Raw genomic sequence first — 18,199 nt, forward strand, 5'->3', positions numbered from 1 at the left:
CTGAGCGGGCTGCTCTGTTCCCGAGTCAATGTCGCCAACATTCATCCTGGATATCTCGGCGCCGATTTTCAGCTCACGCCGAACCCGCACGCGGCCGTGCCGCTGCCGAACGGGTTCCGGCTCGACGGCACATACTTCCAATTCGCCGAGTCTAAGGAAGATTACACGGTAACCCCTGTCGAGACTGCGTTTACCCCGTCAGCAGAGGCGTAACCCTTTGCATAGGGTTTTCCCCCACGCAGCGACATCGCTCAACTCGCTGCGATCGAGATATGGCATCAGGACGCCGAGCAACAGGCGTACCCACGTCAAGGCGGAGGAGCGATCGAGCCCATCGAGGTCCGAGATGTCCATTGCCAGCTGAAGTGCAGCGTCTACGCCTTCTTGAAGTTGTCACGCACAAAATGAAATGCGGAAAGCGCCTCGTCATTCACCCGCAACATCTCGTCCATCAACTGGCGGTATCCGGTTGCAGTAGCAACGGAGTTCGGCACAGGTTCGAACTTTTTACCGGTTGCCCGCAGAAGAAGACCGGGTGCGTGCTCGGCCAACGGCAGCTTGGGAACATCGTGTTTCCTGAACTCTAACGCGTAGGAGGATAGCGACTGCGCAAGAAAACCGAAGAGAGCATATTTGTAGAGCAGCTTGCGGAACTGGACGACACCGTCTTCTGAGAGCGAATGCCACCATGAAGGAACGCCTACCGGCTCGACATACCCGACCAAGGTGTCGAGCTTTTCAGTGATCACGGGCGAGAAGTGTTTCCTAAACCAAAGCTGCTCAAATTCGGCTTGAAACTCCGGCCAAGTCACCAACGAGATGTTGGTAGCAGCTGCGGCATCAAACGCGCCAGACTGAAACCCGCCAGTGCTTATGATGTAGCCCTTGTTCGCGCCAACGTCGTTCATGACGGACCTCAGTGCCAACACCTTCTCCTGGGGGACTGCAGTTTTCCAATTTTTGCATTCGCAGACTAGTGAGTAGCGTCGACCATCGTCGGTTGTTTCGACAGAGTAGATGTCGATTTCAATCCTGGAGCGAACGGTCGGCAGGGTCTTCTCCACCTCAGCATTCATGCCTGCCTCGCGGAGGATAGCCGCAACCATCTGCTGCAAATCGCGCCATTGCTCCGGTGTCTCAGTGGTTATTGTCATGGAAGCACCCCTCGCAGCTGGTGCTGGTAGCCCTTAGTGCATTTCCGAAATACGGTCGAATCGAGCCGGACGCGCCGAGGCGAACTGGTGCCGCTACGGAGCTCACAGAGCGAGCGGCAGCGATCAGTGGAGAAGCAATGCCCATGCCCAGGCACAATCGGCGGCATAGTGAAAGCCATCCAGCATGAGGCTGACGGCACGGCTTCGCGTGAGCTGAAAAAGCGCCTTTGAGCGGGCGTCACCTCGCGATTTGGTGGTAGACAGAACAATTGGATAAGAAACGTCTGCCTTTGCCTCTCGGCGAGCACGCGACTTTGACTATTTCCATTTGCCCGAGAAGATTTTAGCGTTCGTTGTTGATCAGCGTACAGCAGCGTCTGGAAATACGTATTGGGCCGTGCACGACCGATATGAAGGTCATAACCGCTATTCAGCACGTAAAGCCGGTCTCGTGCTGACGCACACGACCAGAAGTGCACGAACTGAATCTTTGCTAACACCGAGTTGATGTGCCCATCTGTCCCATGGGCAATGCAACTCGGCCTCATGCGCGATCCAGAAAGTTGGAAGCATTCCAGGCCAATTGGGTGCCGCGTCGGACAACCGGGGGCACGGATATCGCAGCGAACCTCCGCGATGGAAGGGGCAACATCGTCGGTAAAAAGAGCTAACAAAGAGCTGTCGGCGGCTACGTCGTGGGAACGAAAAACGAAGAGAAGCAGAACTTTCACGTGCGATTTTTGCGCACGCTATTCCATAAATATCTGATTTTATTTACCTATTTTCCCCATCCATCAAAGGCGTTGATCAGACGGGATAGCTAACGGGCGCTATGAGCATTCGATCAGTCTCACTCGTCTCGTTCGCCAACCCGGCTCCATTGTAAGGTACCCATACTCTTCTCGGCATCGAGCTGAAAAAAGAATTTGTGGGGATCGATCCTGTCAAACGATCGTTCAGTTGGTCAATCCTGTCGGAACACCGAAACGCCGATCGAGCCTAGCTATCTCCCGACAGACCGATCAGCCTTCAATTTGACCTTCGAATTTTGCTAGGAGAGATGTTCCAAGGCCCGGGCCTTCCAGATGCACGCCAATCTCGTCGAGAGGGTTGTCCATTGAACCCGATTGAGAACCCCAGTTCATGGTGCTAACGACGACATGATCCTTGTCCCACAAGAGAAATTTCGCGTGGACTTGGGGATCCTCCACGGCGATCAGATCGACAACGCCATTTAGCCGTTCCCGGTGGGCCGCGATATGCCGCCGCTTAATAGGACCAGACCGGCGGGAGTAGTAAACTCGGACATCATCGAGCCGGCGACCGGCGACTTCGGCTGGATTGAATAGTCCGGGCACCATAGTGGCGCCAACCTTGTTGGTACAGCAGACAAACCGCTCATCGGCCTCATGCGCCACCGTGCGAAGCAATCGCTCATGATCATCCGCTTGAAGGATACTCATCCGAACCGGCACACGGCCACCTACATCGGTGCTGGGCGACAAGGGACTTCGGGTGCGCCTTAATTCGGATGCCGTAAACTGAAGGATTTCAATCGAGCGGCGAGCGCCTGAAAGAGGCGAGATGATCGAACGTAGAAGATCCAAGCCGGCAGCCGCCGCGAGATTTTCGTTGAGTTCGACAGATACCTCCACGGCCGAAAACGGCGACGACAGCCAATTGGAAGAGCCAAGCAAGACGACAGCGCCTCCTTGGCCGTCATCGGCAGCGAGGCATTTGACATGGCTTCTAACGGAGTCACGCTGTGCAAGGATAGAACCACGCGCATGCCGCACCGAGGACAGCCGTACGTTTAGCTCCTGCATCGCGATCGCATTTTTCCTCTCGGCGTCTAGCGTTGTGCCATAGAACAAATGGCAACGCACGCCCCGCAGACAAGCCTGTTCTAGCGCTATGCGGACACGCTCGTGACGTTCAGTGTATTTTTCATTGTGAGGCGCGACAAAGGTTGAAAGGACAAAGACATCGAATTCGGCTTGACCGACGATGCGCTCGAAGCATTCGAGATGTAGGTCCCCGCCGACGATCAACTGTTCGTCGGCAATTGTCGTGTCGATGGCGGGTGACCGGCTTGGTTGCGGGTCGCTCGCTTCTGGAAGCATTCCGGTGCTGATCGTTTCCTGAAGTGCTTGGATCAAGTCCTGACTCGCTCCCTCGGGAAGGAGACCGTTTTTTACATCGTTGAGCTCGATGGCGAGGTACTTTCTTTCGAGAACAGAATTGATCGTTTGGACCCCACGCAACCATTCTCCGGGGCGAAGCATGCCGGCCACAAACTGATTGACCCGTGCCGCCATTGTGTCGTCGGTCTCATCCGGCCCGGCAGGAAAGTTTACCTTGTGATTGGCATCGGTCATTCGATAGAGCGGAGCGGTTTCTACGTCACGGTTTCGAAAGACGGAGTGTCCCACTTTCTCAAGTACGAGACTGATGTGAATCTCGCGATCTTCGGTCCGCTCGGGCAGAGCGCCGCCTAACCGAATGAAGTTCTGACCGATAGTGCTTGTAGCCAGTTGGGGCGCGGGAGAGAAGCGAACTTCGACCAACCCGAACTGCATCAACCGCGCGATGGTGGACCCGACGACTTGGGTAGGGATTGCAAGCGATGTGGCAACATTCTCGATCGTGCCCGGGGCACGATCGAGCGCGAGTAGGATCATTTCTTCGATGGGGCTCCATCCCCAGGTGCGCTGGACGATGGCGCGCGCGCGGTAGTGCCAGGCAGGAAGGTATACTTTCACGCCGAAAATCTCCCATTGTCATCGACCTCAACGATGAAAACCCCCTTCCCGACGCGCTCGAACTCGACCGTGGAGAGCTTCGCGAGTTCCTTCAGCATCTTTCGAAGGAATTCAAGCTCATCACTCTTTTCCTCCGGATCGATCCCTTCGACCACCTCGCGGATGAATCGCTGACTTGTGGCAAGAACCAGCTTTTGTTTGGCACGGCTGAGCAGCACATTCATGCGTTGTGGGCTTTTTACGAATCCAAGGGCACGTGATCCAACCATTACGTTGTTGCGCGTGAGGCTGGCCGCAACAACGTCGGCCTCGCTTCCTTGGAAACTGTCGCTCGTAAAAACAAACTGTCCGTTACTGCGCGGGCTGGCGAAGCCGAACAATGTCTTGTCCTTCTTAACCTGATGATTAAGCAAATGTTTGAGCCAATTAACCTGCGCCGAATAGGGCGAAAGGATCACCAGCGTGGGCCTGCGCCCGTCCGAGCCAATCACCGGCTGTAAACCCTTTAACGCTGTTATCAGGGCCTCCGCTTCAAGCTCGTTTCGGTACGACCGCTTCACTTTAAGTTCGAAATGTCGCCTTTTGGCCATGCTGAGTGGGGGAAAATCGAGAAGGACGATCGGTGCACCGAGGTAGGGCACGGTCGACATAACGGTGAGCGCGCGATCTTTGACACGATCGGAATGAATGAGTTTTTTGTCATAGAAAGTATTAGACACGAGATCGCCGATTGCAGGGTGCATGCGGCTCTGCTCCAAAAGGGTATTGACAATGGTGCTCGACCGGCCCGTGTGTTTTTCACGCTGAACTTCGCGCTCAGCAATCGACCGAAACGGCTCTTCAAGACGCGCCGCTGTCGCGAGCACCTCCTTCATTAGAGGCTCGTTCGCCTTGATAATATCAAGCGCTTCGGTGACTTCCTTCGGCAGATCGGAAATGGTTTCAAGCTGCTCTTTAGCGTCGCGCAGTAGCTCGGCCGAACGTTCACTATCGTATAGTTTTTGCCGTTCTGCTGCATCGAAGGGAGAAAGCTGGTTATGATCGCCAACCATAATTCTCCTGTTGCCCAGTAGTAGTGCTCCGATAAGCTCCGCACCATTCGCGCGAGCTGCTTCCTCAATGATTACCCAGTCGAACTGTTCGCCGTCGGCGATCATCTCTTCGATGATAGGCGATGATGTCGTGGCAAGCGTAACATCGGACGATCGCAGCAACAGATTGTCGGTGTCACGCAACACGCGCTCCGCGACGCTTGTTTCCGACGCATCAGGCCGGAGCGCCTGCTTGATTTGGTATCGCTGATTGACCATCACACGTTCAGTGGCATGATCGGCGGCCGAAACAGACTGCAGAAGTCTAACAGAGCTCTCGCGCAGAGAGCTGATCTCCTCGGTCGATCGCGTTCGCTCGACACGAACGACAATCGTCGTATCGGACCCCAGGATCGTTTTGAGTTCATCCTCCATCTGAATCAGGGTCTCGTGGTTTTGGGCCGAGACCAGAAGCCGGGCATCCGGCGTTTCTCCCAAGATGCTCTTAACGAGATGCGAGAGTAGAAAGGTCTTTCCGACACCAGGAGGGCCGACAATGACGTTGATGGATCTCCCAGACACAATAGCGTCCCATGCGACCTTCTTCGACGCATCCATCGTTGCGGGCGGAGCACCCGGAACCGCAATATCGCGTAGCATATCGTCCATCGTGACCTGCGCGGGATCGTCGATAGCTCGCAAGAGTTCAATATTTGCTCGGGCTGCCACGATGTTTTGAAAGCGCCGGCGAATAGCGCGCTCGAATCCACTATCCCGTCGTGGGCGAAGATAGAAAGTATCTCCGGGCACAACCGCTTCACTTGTTGCGAACGTGAAAGCTAAGCGGCCGTCAGCGACAGCGCCGGTTCCCTCATAGCTGAGTTCGGGCAGCCGCTCGCGATCGCCGGCGAGCTTATCGATGTGTGACAGCGTCCAATTCGGCTTGCCGTCGTCATACTTCAATTCGCGACTTAAGGCGTCGTACGCCGGGCGCAGTCCCATCAGTTTGCGCTGAGCGTCACGCTCTGCGTCCTCGCGCGATGCGATCCAGACCAAATCGGGATCTCCGCGCGATGGCGGATCAAGCACTTCGACGGGATAGAAGCGAAACTTCTCGCGCAGCCAGCTAAAGGCTTCGAGGAGAATTAGGGCGTACCAAGTTGGTACATCGTCTGCTTGGTTGCCTGCGCGGCTTTTGCCGTTAGGATCCATCCAAGGCTTGGCACCAGGGCCAAGCCGGAGCACGCGCTCTTCCGCGCTCTTGCGTGTTCGCGTGAGATGAAGTCTGTGGCGAACCTCGACTGCATCATAGATATAATCGTCAGGTCGCCTCTTGCTGGCATTTTCAATCATGCCAATACAGTCATCGACTACTTTTACGCCGTACGTGGCAAGGTCGGTAACTAAGCGCACAAAGGTCTGGTTTACGACAGCGGCTCGAATCGTCGGCCGGCCCAGATCTTCCTCCACAAACCGGAGAATCGCATCTCTGTCGTCGGCCCGAATGGTGCCCGACGTAAGAGCCGGGAAGTCGCTTTGCGCGACTTTGGGCGACGGGTAGAGGATCAGTTCGCCCTCGGCGCTTGAGCCCGACCGCTCAAGATCGGCCACGACCTCGGCCAGCTCGCCTAGGACAATGCTGCCGTCAAACAGTTGGTAGTGTGGTGGATTGGCAAGTCGATTGAGCATGCGTCGTTCAATCGACAACAAGGACGGGCCACCTCCGTCCTCTGTAAGGCCAAGGATACGGGATGCGGCTTGCCCAAGATCGCTCCAGTCCTGCCGAAACGAAACGGTACCTGCGGGCCGCAGAAGATGACCCGCACCACCGATATCACCATCCGCAATATGTACGCACGCTTCGTATCCGCCGAGCCGGAAATCCTCTTTTTCATCACCATGGGAGAAGATCGCATGTTCACTGATGGTGCCATGCACTATGCCCGAATAGTGACAGAGCGCGAGCCCTTCCGCTACCCGCACGATATTGCGCCAGAACACCTTGCGCCCTGTCGTTGTCAGTAGGCGGCTGTGTCGTGCTCGGACCCGGTGCGACGACCCGCAGATGGGACCACCAGGATCAACCATGATGATACCGAGTTCATTCTGATCTTCGACGATCTCAAGGACCTCAACCAATAGATGGCGCGCTCGGCGCGACGAGAGCACACGGCGCACGCGTCTGAGGCCACGCGTGATGAGCCGCTTTAGATCTTCGTCGAGCGGAGTTCCGGTCTTCTTGAAGAGACGCAGGAGATAATGTTCGCCATCCGCAATGCCCGTTGCAAAGCGAAGCTGGGACTTCCACCCGTCGATCCCGCCGTGAAACCCAGACTCAGCAAAGTTAAATCGTGCATCAAGAGTGAATTTGCCTTGCGTGGGAGCTCGCGTCATAGAGTCCTGACCTGCTTTAGAGACAACCCTGATGATTCGCATGCGAGAACGCAACTATAGGCCTAGTGGGACTGTTCTCGACCTCAAACGGGGCTTTTGCCCACCTTTGTTTGCCGGCAGAAGGGAACGGGATGCCATTCCTCGCGGAGTGCTGTTGCTCCGTGTCAACCCCGCACCAAACGGGGTAGAACTCGGCTATAGAGGTCATGGCGAGAAACTCAGCCCTAAGGCACTTGGTGACCAGCTCAGTTCCAAAGGCCGAAAATCGACTCTAGGAGCGCCCCGGTGCGACCGCCGTCAACTATACCGGTCGTACACCTAAACATCATCCAAAACAGCGGAGCCCATTTGCCGATACGAGGAGTGTGGGAGCTATCAAGACACTTTATCGGTAGCTCCATGGAATTCGCCCGATGCAGTGGCGCGTATGCGGCGGCTAAGCCAGACAATGGCGTGCGCCTGACGACTTGCCAGAAGAGGCGAGCCAGCTAGAAGCAAAAAGAGTTGCAACGCGTTTTCGCCGTTCGCAAAAGCGAGCGCCTATTTCCAACGCGGCCGCCCTTAGCCACTATCTCCGTTTTGGGGGGCAGCCATGGACGCACCAATGTATCAGCTCCTAAAGGAGCAACTTGCCGCAACCATTCACGCGCTGAGGGTCACGACCTTCAATCGCGGCAACGCCGTCCAACGGCTCATCATGGCTCTTTACGCCACCATCATCGAGCAGATCGATAGCGCAGTCGCGTTGGTCGACTCCGGTCGCTCTACAGGCGTTGAGGCAATCTTGCGCTCGTGCCTGGAGGCTCATGTCGACCTACTGAACTTGGCGTCAGACCCGGCGTATGCCGACCAGATGCAAGCCCATTACCATCAGCAGTTTCGGATCGTTTGCCGCGAGGCGATCAAGGGGACCAACCCGTTTCTTGCCGGGATTGAGGCCGACGCGCCGGCGCGCCTTGCGGAGCACGAGAAGGAGCTTGCGCGGCTCGGGAAGCCACTGGACACCAAGACCCGCTTCGACATGGCAGGAATGGGTGACATCTACCGATCGATCTACAACAGCCTGTGCTGTGAGACCCACAACGTAAGCGCGAATTTCCCCGCACCTTTTGCTGTTGAGTGCTCTGATGCACAAGGTGTCCACCGAAATAGGTGGACACCAAGTGATCGAAGAAGATGAGCAGAAACTGCGGGTGAGGCTTGTCGGTCGGGACGGGCGACGCCGATACGACGCCGCATCGAAGGAGCGTCTTGTCTCGGCCTGCCTTGAGCCTGGCGTGTCGGTATCGAAGCTCGCGCTCGAACATGGGGTCAATGCGAACCTTCTTCGGAAGTGGATAAAGAAGCGCGCGGAGACCCAGTCCCTCCCGCCGTCCCCGCCACCTGCGTTCATCCCGGTTCAGATTGAAAGCACTTCCGATCGGGCCTTGCTGCGACAGAGCAGCATGGCTGCGGTGGATTTGCCGGGGACTTGCGATGGGGTGCGTTGGTCGGCATCGAAAAGGACAGCGCATTTTTCCTCTCCAGCCAAGGTGAGCGCGTCGCTGCCGAACGGCGTGACGTTGACGCTGGAATGCGGTGATCTGGATGCATTGACGGCGACCATCGGAGCACTGGGTCATGTTCAGACTGGGCGCTGACCTGAAAGTCTACCTGCACCGCGAGCCGATCGACTTCCGGGCCGGCATCAACAGCCTCGCGGTTCTGGTCCAGGAGACGATGGCGCTCGATCCGTTTGCTCCGGCGGTTTTTGCGTTCTGCAATCGCCGTCGCGACCGGATGAAGCTCCTGTTCTTCGATCGCTCGGGCTTTGTGCTGGTCCTGAAGCGGCTGACCGAGGACAGGTTCAGGTGGCCGCGCCGGGAGGCAGCGGTGGTCACGCTTACGACCGAGCAATTGCACTGGATCCTCGACGGCATCGATATCGATGCGATGGTCCGCCATCCGGTGCGGCAATATCAGGTTGCCGGTTGAGGGCTCTCGAATTGAGCGGTTGACGCGCCGGCATGCTTTCGATTCAAGAATCTGATGAATCGACCCGGCGAACCGACTGTTGAAGAGTTGATGGCGCGTATTGCTGCGCTGCAGGCGCAGAACCGTCACCTCACCGAACGCGTCGTCAAACTCGAGGAAGAGCTGGCGCTTGCACGACTGCATCGTTTTGCGCCGAAGAGCGAAAAGCACATTGACCGCCTCTTCAATGAAGCCGAACAGGCTGCGGATGAGGACGCCGCCGACGGCGAAGATGGCGGCGTCGTTGTCCTGCCGGACACGGGCTTGCCGGCGAGCGAAGGGGCGACGGGAAAGAAGCGCGGCCGCAAGGCCTTGCCGGAAAACCTGCCGCGCGAGCGCGTCGAGTACGACCTTCCCGACGATCAGAAGGCTTGTCCTTGCTGCCGTCACCAGATGCATCGCATGGGCGAGGCCGTTACCGAGCAACTTCATATCGAGGTGAAGGCGAAGGTCCTGCAGAATGTGCGATTCAAGTATGCTTGCCGTCATTGTGAGCATACCGGCATCAACACGCCGGTCGTGACCGCGCCGATGCCCACGCAACCTTTGCCGGGCAGCATCGCTACGGCCTCGACGCTGGCCTTCGCGCTCGTTCATAAGTATGTCGACGGCACACCGCTCTACCGCCTGGCGCAGGCATTCGAGCGCGCGGGTGTTCCTGTCAGCCGTGGCGCTCTGGGTCACTGGGTGATCGGCTCGAGCGAAAAGCATCTCTCCCGCATCTATGACGTGCTGAAGCTGCGGCTCAGATCGCAGCCCCTCATCCATGGCGACGAGACCACGGTCCAGGTGCTGAAGGAAATGGACAGAGAGGCCACCAGCACCTCGTACATGTGGGCATACCGGAGCGGCCACGACAGTGACGAGCCGATCGTGCTGCTCGATTATCAGCCGGGTCGCGGCCAGATACACCCGCAGACCTTCTTGGGCGATTACCGCGGCATCGTGATGAGCGACGGCTATTCCGCCTGGCGCACGCTGGAAGGAGCAACGCATCTTGGATGCATGGCCCATTCGAGGCGGCGCTTCGTCGATGCCCTAAAGGCGAGGAAGAAAGGCGGCGGCCCGCCGGAACAGGCGCTCCGGTTCTTCGAACAGCTCTATCGGGTTGAAAGGCGGGCGCGGAACCAAATCCCCGATGACGGCGAAACGCGAGATCACTGCATTCGCCGCTTCCGCCAGCAACATAGTGTCCCGATCCTCCAGGCTCTCAAGGCATGGCTCGACGACATCGCTCCAAAAGTCTTGCCGGACAGCAAGCTCGGCGACGCCGTCTCCTACACCCTGAACCAATGGGGATATCTGACTCGTTACACCGAGGACGGCAGCATGCCGATCGACAACAATCTTCTCGAGCGTGACATCAGAATCTTTGCAACGACCGATTCATACTGCACCTCCTCTTCAAACGTCCGGAAACAGGGACTTTTGGTTTTCCATTTTGATGCGACACGGGCCTCTGTGACGCGGAAACTGGGTCACTTGATCCTTTTCCAGGTCCGCAGCTCGTATTTGGTGCGGTGCATCGGGTACCACCTGCTCGGTAGGGAGCACGCCCTCCTTGATCAATCGACGGACCCGATGGGCAGTAACCCCAAGCTTTTTGGCGGCTTCGGTCAATGTGAGCCACTCGCCATTCTTTTCGGCGGATCGGTAGCCGTGGATTTTATGGACCGTGCGCAGTGCCCCGACACGGCGCCCAGTCCAGGTTTTGCCTTGCCCGGTCTGCATTCCCATCCGGTTGAGAGTGGCGGCAATGTCTGTGTCGGACCACCGGGTCGCCATAGACCGCATGACGGCAAGGGCGGCCTCCGGAGTACTCTGGCCATGTTCGCCAGCTTTGGGTTTGCGAATGCGCAGCTGGGAGTGCTGGCCGCCTTTCCAGTGGATCGTCAAAATGACTTCACGCTGCTCTTCATCGATGTCAGCAATGATATCAGTCACGAGAGCACGAAGGAGTTGCTGACGACATCGCATGTCGACGTTAGGTGCGCGCCAGGCGGCCTCCAGATCGGTGGCAATGCCAGTAAATTCGGGGACTGGGGTGACAAGATCGATTTGTCGCGCTTGGGCCAAACCAGCTTCACAGGCTTCCACGCGCCTGAGCGCTGCCTCCCAGCTCTTCTCCAGTTGGGCAGCGATCAGCCGGTTGTCAGGGTCGCAAGCAGCATAGCGACGTTCAGCGAGAGAGGCCTCGTATCGGGCTTGCTGCAAGTCCAACTCCACCATGCGGTGTCGTTCTTCCAGATTATCCCGATGCGCCCGATCAGCTTCCATTGCGGCCTCGATCGCCATCGGCGTCACGGCCCTCAATATCTCTTTGCCGATAGCAGGGTCGATGCGAGATGCGCCAAAAGTCATGCATCGTGGCTTGGCCAGCATCTGATTGATACGTTCGCAGCGGTAATAGGGATGCCCCGGAGGCCGCCCCGAGTAGACAACGCCCAACCGCCTTCCGCATCGGCCGCAGGTGAGCAGGCCCGCGAGCAACGCGCGGCCGCCACGACCAGACTTGATGCCGCCTTTCTGGCCGAAGGCATTGACAGCGATGTGGCTCTGGTTCCTCTCAAACTCACTCCAATCGATATAGCCTTCGTGATGATCCTGGAGCAGCACGTCCCACGTTCCAAAGGGTTTGCCGTGGCCGTAGCTTTTACGCGCCCTGCCATCGACAATCTCGGTTCGCTTCTCGCTTTTACCATAGACATAGACCCCAGCGTAGACGGGGTTCTTCAGGATCGAAATAACGCTTCGATAGCGAACCGGCACCCAGTCGAAGGACACCGTTTTGCGCCCGTCAGAAGGGCGAGGAAAATGGAAATTATCAGCCGTCAGCGAAATCAGCACCTGGCGGGCGCTGCCAAGCTCGCGGAAGCGCGAAAAGATGAGGCGGATCGCCTCTTGTACCCGCAAATCGGGATCAAGCCCCAGCCCATAGTCGCGGTGCCAGATATAACCGATCGGCACACTGAGACGCAGCTCCCCCCGCCGCGCTTTGGCGCGAGCCGCGTCAAGCATGCGCGTTCGCAAAATGCCGAGCTCAAACTCGCTGATACTGCCCTTCATGCCCAACAACAATCGATCGTTAGGCCGACAAGGATCGTACACTCCGTCGAGATCTATGACGCGCGCTTCAACCAGGCCGCACAGTTCCAGGAGATGGTGCCAATCCCGGCCATTGCGAGAAAGACGCGATGCGTCGAGGCAGAGCACTGCGCCAATTTTGCCCGTGCACAGGCCGCTCACCAGTCGTTCGAAACCAGGGCGGTCTACAGCACCGCTGGCGGTACGACCAAGGTCATCGTCGATCACATCGACATCACGGAAACCCCAGCGTCGCGCGACATCGACAAGTTCATATTGTCGCCGCTGGCTCTCCAGGTTGTTCTGGACCTGACCCGGGGTCGACTGTCGAACGTAGACCACAGCTTTGCGCTTCAGCACCGTGGCTGGAAGGAGATTATTGCCCGTCATCGCTCGCCTCCTTCGTCGCGACGCCGGCCGCGGCCATCAGGAGGGTCGCCAGCCTGGCGACAACAACGCTTCGTTCCCCGTCGCTCAGGCCTCGCATCTGCGGCGTATCGAACGGCATGCTCAGCTGCTGGGTCAGCACTGGTAATGTCGGGGGTAGTGGTAAAGCTTTCATGGCGCGCCTCCTGGATGGCCGTGAGTCCATCCCTCGAAGTCTGCCTGAAACCGCGCTCGGTAAGCAGTCTATGAAGCTCTACAAGCCCAATCACCGCAACGCGCGGTTCGCCCATCTCCATGTCGGCGCAAAACGCCCGATCCAGCATCCACTCCGCCGCCTGGATGATCTCACCCGGCCTGATCTCTACCCGGATGATCGCGCCATTGGCCCGGTCCTCGCGACCTTCATGCCGAAAACGACCGCCGTAATATGGATGCCAGCGATAATGAAACTCCACCATCTGCCCAACATGGGCAGAATGACCCTGCGATGGCCACTGGTCGGAAAAGTTGGCTGTTCAGCGATACCGTCGACGGAGCCAGGGCCAGCGCCGTCATCTACAGCCTGATGTTGACCTGCCGCGCCTGTGGCGTCGAGCCGTTAGCCTGGCTGCGCCACGTCCTCACTGAACTACCTCAGCGCCCCGAGAACGCAGCCATCGACGACCTGCTGCCCTTCAACTTCCTCAAAACCGCTGCAGCCTGATCCGCTCGGACGCGTCCGTCTGAAAGCGATCAGCTGTTGCAAGGGCCGTCGACGTGCGGGGAAATGAGCGCTTACCCCACAACAACATGCGGGCGCTGATGGATCGCCATTTCACGAACCATGGCACGGACGAGATACCAATTTTCCAGATCGCGATATTCACCGGCATGGAGAAGGTGGATTTCGACGCGGCGATCGACACCTTCCTGTCAATCCTCACCGGCTCCAACCGCACCGTTCACCACTACCTTGGTTCAGACCAACTGGAGAAGCTGAAGGTGTATGCGCAGCGGCGGGCGGAAATGCCGGTCGCTACACCAGTGACCGCGTCCGTTCCAGCAGAGCAGCCTCCGTCCCATAAATAGCCACGAGCCTCTTCTGCCCTTTATGGATGGCGTGGCGATAGGGGAGGTCTGACTGTGAAAGTGATGCCGCCAGCACAAAGGAATAGCTTCAGAATGGAGAGCACGTTGTCCCATGCCTTGGCCGTCACGGGGATGATGGATTTCGGCCGGGGACCACCAGCGTTCACCGGTATCAGGAAAAACCACCACGCAGCCGAGGGCGGCTATGCGGGGTAAAGTGGGCACGATCAGCGGCATTCACCCCAACACAATACCACCTAAACGGTCACTTGCGGGAAGGATCGTTCCAGCGCGTGTATCGACGGAACAGCGAAGTTGGGTCCGGCTTCTCCTCCGGCTTGGGCTTCACCAGCTTCTGCGGCGCCATGTGGTATTCGATGGCGTCCTTGCCGAGGCAGATTTGCTTCAGGTTTTGCACGAACAGCGACACGTCGCCGAAATAGTTGGGGTAGGTCTCCACCAGGCCATCCATCCGGTCGACCTCAACCATGACCACCCGGGAGTCGTCCTGCCCTGTTTCGACCAGTCGCTCTATGGCGCTCACCATCGTCGAGGCGTCGCCCTCGCTGCTGAACGACGTGACATCAACCGTCTTCTCAACGCGGCGGTAGCGGATCACATAGAACTGACCCTTGTCGTAGTCGTAGTTCTCGGCGTAGTGCGCCAAAATCTTGATGTTATCGAGCAGCTGCGCGGCACCCAGAACGTGATCCAGCTCCCGCAACTCCTTCAGGCAGTCGCTGCGGCTCGGCATCCCCTGCGGACCGGCGCCTCCTTCCACGCGGGCAAACTCTCCCGACATGAGCTGAAACAGCCTTAGCCAGTTCACATCGCCTTTGTGGTGCTTGATGTCCTGCCCGAGAAAGAGCCCGACAGCTTCCACGGCGGTTGCCCATGAATGCTGGAGCCGTGTCCGAACCTGAAGCTCAACACGCCGTCGCTCGCCCTTTTCGAAGTCCAGCGCAAAGTGGTGACTGCGGTAGCCATCGTCTTTCGGCGTCGATGTAGGGCGACTGACGTCGGATGTTATGCGGAAACTCGCCGCTGATGGATGCGACCAGCTTTCGAACGCCATCCATGTTGTCGAGGATCGCTCTGCAACCGGCGATGTCCTGTATCTGGTCGAGATGGATAGGCGTCGTGGAGAGCTTACGGCGAATGGCTGCCATGCGCTTCACGCGGCCAGCGGTCATGCCGTTGCACCCCAGTGTTCGCATCCGGGCGATGACGGACTGGCGGACGCTTCGCATCGGGTAGACGTGCGACTCTCGCCAATCGTTGGCGACCGAGAACACCCGGTAGAGTTCGTCCTTCTCCGCCTTCGACATGTGTTCAAAGCCAACGATCGGTTGGCCGAGTCTTTTTCCGGCAGGCCGCACTTCGTTGCCGGCGAGGATTGCTGCTGCTTGCATCGTCAGAGTTCGAGTCTCTATTGATGATTGCGCACCATAGCCTGATCCCGGAAGTTCTGCATCCGTTCTTGCGCACCCTTCACAGAAATCGCTAGTCAGCTAGTCGAACTTTGGCCCGTCCGACAGCTTCATGTATGCATCGAACCCGGCAAGGTTTTCGTCGGTGGGCAATTCGCTTCGGTCTCGCCACGACCGAATGCCTTCGGCCACGTTGCGACGGTTCAGGTTGCCCAAGATGACCTGGCCGGCTTCCATCTGGTAGTCCAGCGATCCGCACCAGCGATTGATGCGGCCGTAACCCGGCGCGTAGGCGGTCGAGCTCTTTTTGCCGCTTACCTCGTGCTTGGCGAGGGATATGCGGAGGAATTCGAGCTGGGAGAACAGAACGTGGGAGACCCGAAGGTCTTCCCAGATTTTGTCGATGATGGTCGGGTCATCCAAAACCCGCTGGAGCTGCTTAGCCCGAAGCTCTTTCGCGTAGTGGCGAAAACCCTCGTCCCGGCTCAGCCCTTCAATCTTCAGTTTCAGGCCGCCGTTTTCATGCCACTTGGCCACGTCCTTGACGCGGGCCCGCCATGTACGAAGCAATTCGTAGGCGCTGAAAATCCACATCTGAGACTGGGCGTTGAGGAAGGCGAGTAACGAAGGATCGAGCTGTTCGTTGAACTCGCTCTGCAACGCGTCGTATTCCAGTCGGGTGATGAACTAGTCGACGATAGAGACGTTGGTTGCCTGCATCCGCAGATACGGGTCGTCGAACAGCTGTAGCTCGGACAACGAGGCATCCAGTGCCGACCAGTCGATCTTCTCGAACGGGAGGTAGCCCGGCACCCGATCGTCGCAGTGGTCGTCGTCGAAATCCAAAAAACGTCCTCCTGCAGCGAATTTAGCATGCGCTGGCGTGACAGCACATCGCCACCGGACGGCAGCTTCCGGGAAATGGCATTGAGATCCCAGTAGCCGGAATGAGGCGCATTGCCGCCGTTCAAAACGTAGATCACTGGGCGTTCCTGCTGACGCGCGCGGTCAGGAAGGCACACATGCCAGAAGTCGACGCCATCCAGACTATCCAAAAACCAAATCTAGTGTGCCACTTTGTCCATAAGCAACCGCAATTCCGGCTGAGGCGCGACCCAGAAAGTTCGAAAAGCTTCCAAGAACCCCAGGCAAACTGGACGCTGCAGCGGACCATGAGGTTCACGGATATCGCGGCGAACATCCGCATTGGAGCGGTCAATATCGTCGGCAGAAGAGCGTCCGAAAAGGGCTGCCGGCGGCTCCGTGGTGGGAACGAAAAAGAAGAGAAGCAGAACTTTCGTGTGCGATTTGCACACAACATGTGAACTAGCTGATTGTATTTAGGTATCTGCCCCATCCATCACTGGACAGATCTTGTCTCTCCAGAGCTCAATCTGACGCAGCATCGCCTTTTGGTCGAATCCCCCAACTGGGTCTGAATTTGCGATCTGGTCCGGTCTAAAGATATCCATCTCTTCCAGTTGGAGACCAATCACGCGATTCACGCTGCCGTTTCTCCCAATTCTCGGCGATCTCAGCCCATCAACGTTGGGCGGCGAAATGATGCGTAGCGGTAAAGCAGCACGCCCTGGCAGCGGCCGGTTTGCAGGCCCCAGAAGGCGACGTGCATTCCGGCAGCGGTCCAACTCTCGATTTGATAGCCGAAGCTGGTGAGGGATCCGCCGAGGACAGGCGCTTGCCCCGATGAGCGGCTCCGCCGAGGTCCCGCACACCAGCGTCGTCGGAGGGCTCGTGGCGACAGAGAAGAACGCTGTCACCGCCGTCGCGGGGAGAAAAGGGCACTCCTATCGGCCGCATCCTCACCGGGCAGGCTTTCGCCGGGATCGCTGTGGCATTGCAAAATTGTTATACTCTGTTGCCCCCACTGCCGATGCGGCCTCCCACTCGAAACCTCTGAAGGCATCAGGGCGAGAAGGAATGCGACGCTTCTTAAGCGTGTAAACCGGATCGTGCGGATGCGGTGCTCCAATAGGCTGTCGCGGGCCGAACCGTTCTGCTTCAATGACCGCTGGTGGGATCTGCTCCTCGAGCCAATCGTAGACCACTGTCCGTTCGGCAATCCGCCACTCCCCCTCCCTCTTGTGAAACAGATCGCAGTATCGGCCGCAGAGGAGCGCCTGGCGTACTTCTCCGTCGTTGTCCGGTCCGCGTTGCAGCGCGGTGAAATAGCTCTCGACCGCGGCCTCTGCCCCGCCGATGAATTCGATCAGGACGTTTGTGATCTTATGGATGTTGCGGGGTCCGCTCTTGAAGACGCCGAGCGCAAACCGGATGAAGCCCTCTGCCGAGCCGCAATTTGCCCGGTGATTGTCATGCGCATCGGGCCAATACGCGCTGCGGAGCGCCGCTTCATCCGCGCGGTCTATTCCGCGGCAGTACCGATAGAGGCAGTCGCGGATCGCCTCGCGGTCGAGTAGTTCGGTAATTTTCGTCTGGTCCATCGGCTCTGTCGCAAATTCTGTGATTGGAAGAGGTGTTTCGCGAACCCTCGCCCTGCCGTTTGCGCCTCATGGGGAACACCTCGGCGCCGGGAATGCCCCCGCGGAGTTGGACGTGGACCGTGCTGGGACAGAGGTCGCGTGCCGTCCTTTCCAGTGCGGCCACATGGTCGACCCCATTCAAGCCCGCCAGACTCTCGGTTGAATGACGTCTGATTCAAAGCGTCAGCGGGTGAGTTCCAGCGCACGTTCAGGACAGGACCGCGCGCCTCGCGATGCACGCAGTTCCTCCCCTTCCGCAACTTCAATGTCACCAGGCAGGATGTAACCCTCGTCATCAAGCTTGAAGATGTCCGGCGCTTGCGCCGCGCATCGCGCGTGACCCTGGCATTTGGCACTTTGGACGATGATGCGCAT

At 58.0% G+C, this 18,199-nt stretch carries 15 protein-coding genes and 3 pseudogenes; 8 read left to right on the top strand and 10 right to left on the bottom strand.

The features are described from left to right. The coding region (locus NKK47_RS17185) for a hypothetical protein (RefSeq protein WP_352577693.1) at positions 1-213 on the top strand (213 nt) is incomplete at its 5' end. Between the two features lie 161 nt (positions 214-374). On the opposite strand, the gene NKK47_RS17190 is transcribed toward NKK47_RS17185, so the two are convergent. The 3 genes from NKK47_RS17190 to NKK47_RS17200 form a co-directional block, all read right to left on the bottom strand. Then, complete coding sequence (locus NKK47_RS17190) at positions 375-1,154, bottom strand: restriction endonuclease (protein WP_352577694.1); 780 nt, start codon at positions 1,152-1,154, stop codon at positions 375-377. A gap of 1,022 nt (positions 1,155-2,176) precedes the next feature. Then, complete coding sequence (locus NKK47_RS17195; protein ID WP_352577695.1) at positions 2,177-3,916, bottom strand: phospholipase D-like domain-containing protein; 1,740 nt, start codon at positions 3,914-3,916, stop codon at positions 2,177-2,179. Beyond that, positions 3,913-7,341, bottom strand: coding sequence for a DEAD/DEAH box helicase (locus NKK47_RS17200; RefSeq protein ID WP_352577696.1), 3,429 nt, complete (start codon positions 7,339-7,341; stop codon positions 3,913-3,915). Before NKK47_RS17200 ends, NKK47_RS17195 begins: the two co-directional genes overlap by 4 nt. 592 nt (positions 7,342-7,933) lie before the next feature. Between NKK47_RS17200 and NKK47_RS17205 the strand changes: the two genes are divergently transcribed. From NKK47_RS17205 to tnpC, 4 genes and pseudogenes are all read left to right on the top strand, one after another. Beyond that, a complete protein-coding gene (locus NKK47_RS17205) occupies positions 7,934-8,521 on the top strand; it encodes a DUF5677 domain-containing protein (RefSeq protein WP_352577697.1) in 588 nt (195 codons plus the stop codon). After that, positions 8,508-8,981, top strand: a complete 474-nt coding sequence (tnpA, locus tag NKK47_RS17210; protein WP_352532721.1) for an IS66-like element accessory protein TnpA — start codon at positions 8,508-8,510, stop codon at positions 8,979-8,981. Before NKK47_RS17205 ends, tnpA begins: the two co-directional genes overlap by 14 nt. Continuing rightward, complete coding sequence (gene tnpB / locus NKK47_RS17215) at positions 8,962-9,315, top strand: IS66 family insertion sequence element accessory protein TnpB (RefSeq protein ID WP_023721448.1); 354 nt, start codon at positions 8,962-8,964, stop codon at positions 9,313-9,315. The genes tnpA and tnpB overlap by 20 nt, the downstream gene beginning before the upstream one ends. Before the next feature lie 54 nt (positions 9,316-9,369). After that, positions 9,370-10,734 (top strand): annotated as a pseudogene (gene tnpC, locus NKK47_RS17220) (IS66 family transposase); the annotation flags it as partial. A 24-nt stretch (positions 10,735-10,758) separates the two neighbouring features. Here the strand turns inward: tnpC and NKK47_RS17225 are convergent. Further along, complete coding sequence (locus NKK47_RS17225; RefSeq protein ID WP_352577730.1) at positions 10,759-12,828, bottom strand: recombinase family protein; 2,070 nt, start codon at positions 12,826-12,828, stop codon at positions 10,759-10,761. A 487-nt stretch (positions 12,829-13,315) separates the two neighbouring features. On the opposite strand from NKK47_RS17225, the pseudogene NKK47_RS17230 reads away from it, so the two are divergent. Together NKK47_RS17230 and NKK47_RS17235 are read left to right on the top strand one after the other, a co-directional pair. Further along, a pseudogene (locus NKK47_RS17230) lies at positions 13,316-13,528 on the top strand (transposase domain-containing protein); the annotation flags it as partial. Between the two features lie 98 nt (positions 13,529-13,626). Then, the gene (locus NKK47_RS17235) at positions 13,627-13,893 is read left to right on the top strand and encodes a hypothetical protein (RefSeq protein WP_352577698.1); all 267 of its coding nucleotides are present in this window, start codon (positions 13,627-13,629) and stop codon (positions 13,891-13,893) included. 265 nt (positions 13,894-14,158) lie between these two features. Here the strand turns inward: NKK47_RS17235 and NKK47_RS17240 are convergent, their stop codons facing one another. The 4 genes and pseudogenes from NKK47_RS17240 to NKK47_RS17255 all read right to left on the bottom strand — a co-directional run bounded on the left by NKK47_RS17240 (position 14,159) and on the right by NKK47_RS17255 (position 16,169). Then, the gene (locus tag NKK47_RS17240) at positions 14,159-14,776 is read right to left on the bottom strand and encodes a hypothetical protein (protein ID WP_352577734.1); all 618 of its coding nucleotides are present in this window, start codon (positions 14,774-14,776) and stop codon (positions 14,159-14,161) included. 57 nt (positions 14,777-14,833) lie between these two features. Beyond that, positions 14,834-15,305: pseudogene (locus NKK47_RS17245) on the bottom strand (RelA/SpoT domain-containing protein); the annotation flags it as partial. Positions 15,306-15,404: 99 nt separating this feature from the next. Next, positions 15,405-15,983, bottom strand: coding sequence for a hypothetical protein (locus NKK47_RS17250; protein WP_352577699.1), 579 nt, complete (start codon positions 15,981-15,983; stop codon positions 15,405-15,407). 27 nt (positions 15,984-16,010) lie between these two features. After that, entirely contained in the window at positions 16,011-16,169 is a 159-nt protein-coding gene (locus NKK47_RS17255; RefSeq protein ID WP_352577700.1) for a hypothetical protein, read from the bottom strand. Between the two features lie 176 nt (positions 16,170-16,345). On the opposite strand from NKK47_RS17255, the gene NKK47_RS17260 reads away from it, so the two are divergent. Next, a complete protein-coding gene (locus tag NKK47_RS17260; RefSeq protein WP_352577701.1) occupies positions 16,346-16,648 on the top strand; it encodes a hypothetical protein in 303 nt (100 codons plus the stop codon). A 495-nt stretch (positions 16,649-17,143) separates the two neighbouring features. Here NKK47_RS17260 and NKK47_RS17270 read toward each other — a convergent pair whose 3' ends face one another. Together NKK47_RS17270 and NKK47_RS17275 are read right to left on the bottom strand one after the other, a co-directional pair. Continuing rightward, positions 17,144-17,785 (bottom strand): nuclear transport factor 2 family protein, encoded by a 642-nt coding sequence (locus NKK47_RS17270; RefSeq protein ID WP_352577702.1) that lies wholly within the window; start codon positions 17,783-17,785, stop codon positions 17,144-17,146. Between the two features lie 222 nt (positions 17,786-18,007). Continuing rightward, on the bottom strand, positions 18,008-18,199 hold the full coding sequence (locus NKK47_RS17275; RefSeq protein ID WP_352577703.1) for a ferredoxin: 192 nt from the start codon (positions 18,197-18,199) through the stop codon (positions 18,008-18,010).

The organism is Mesorhizobium sp. M0019, from assembly GCF_040323975.1.
Taxonomy (GTDB): Bacteria; Pseudomonadota; Alphaproteobacteria; order Rhizobiales; family Rhizobiaceae; genus Mesorhizobium.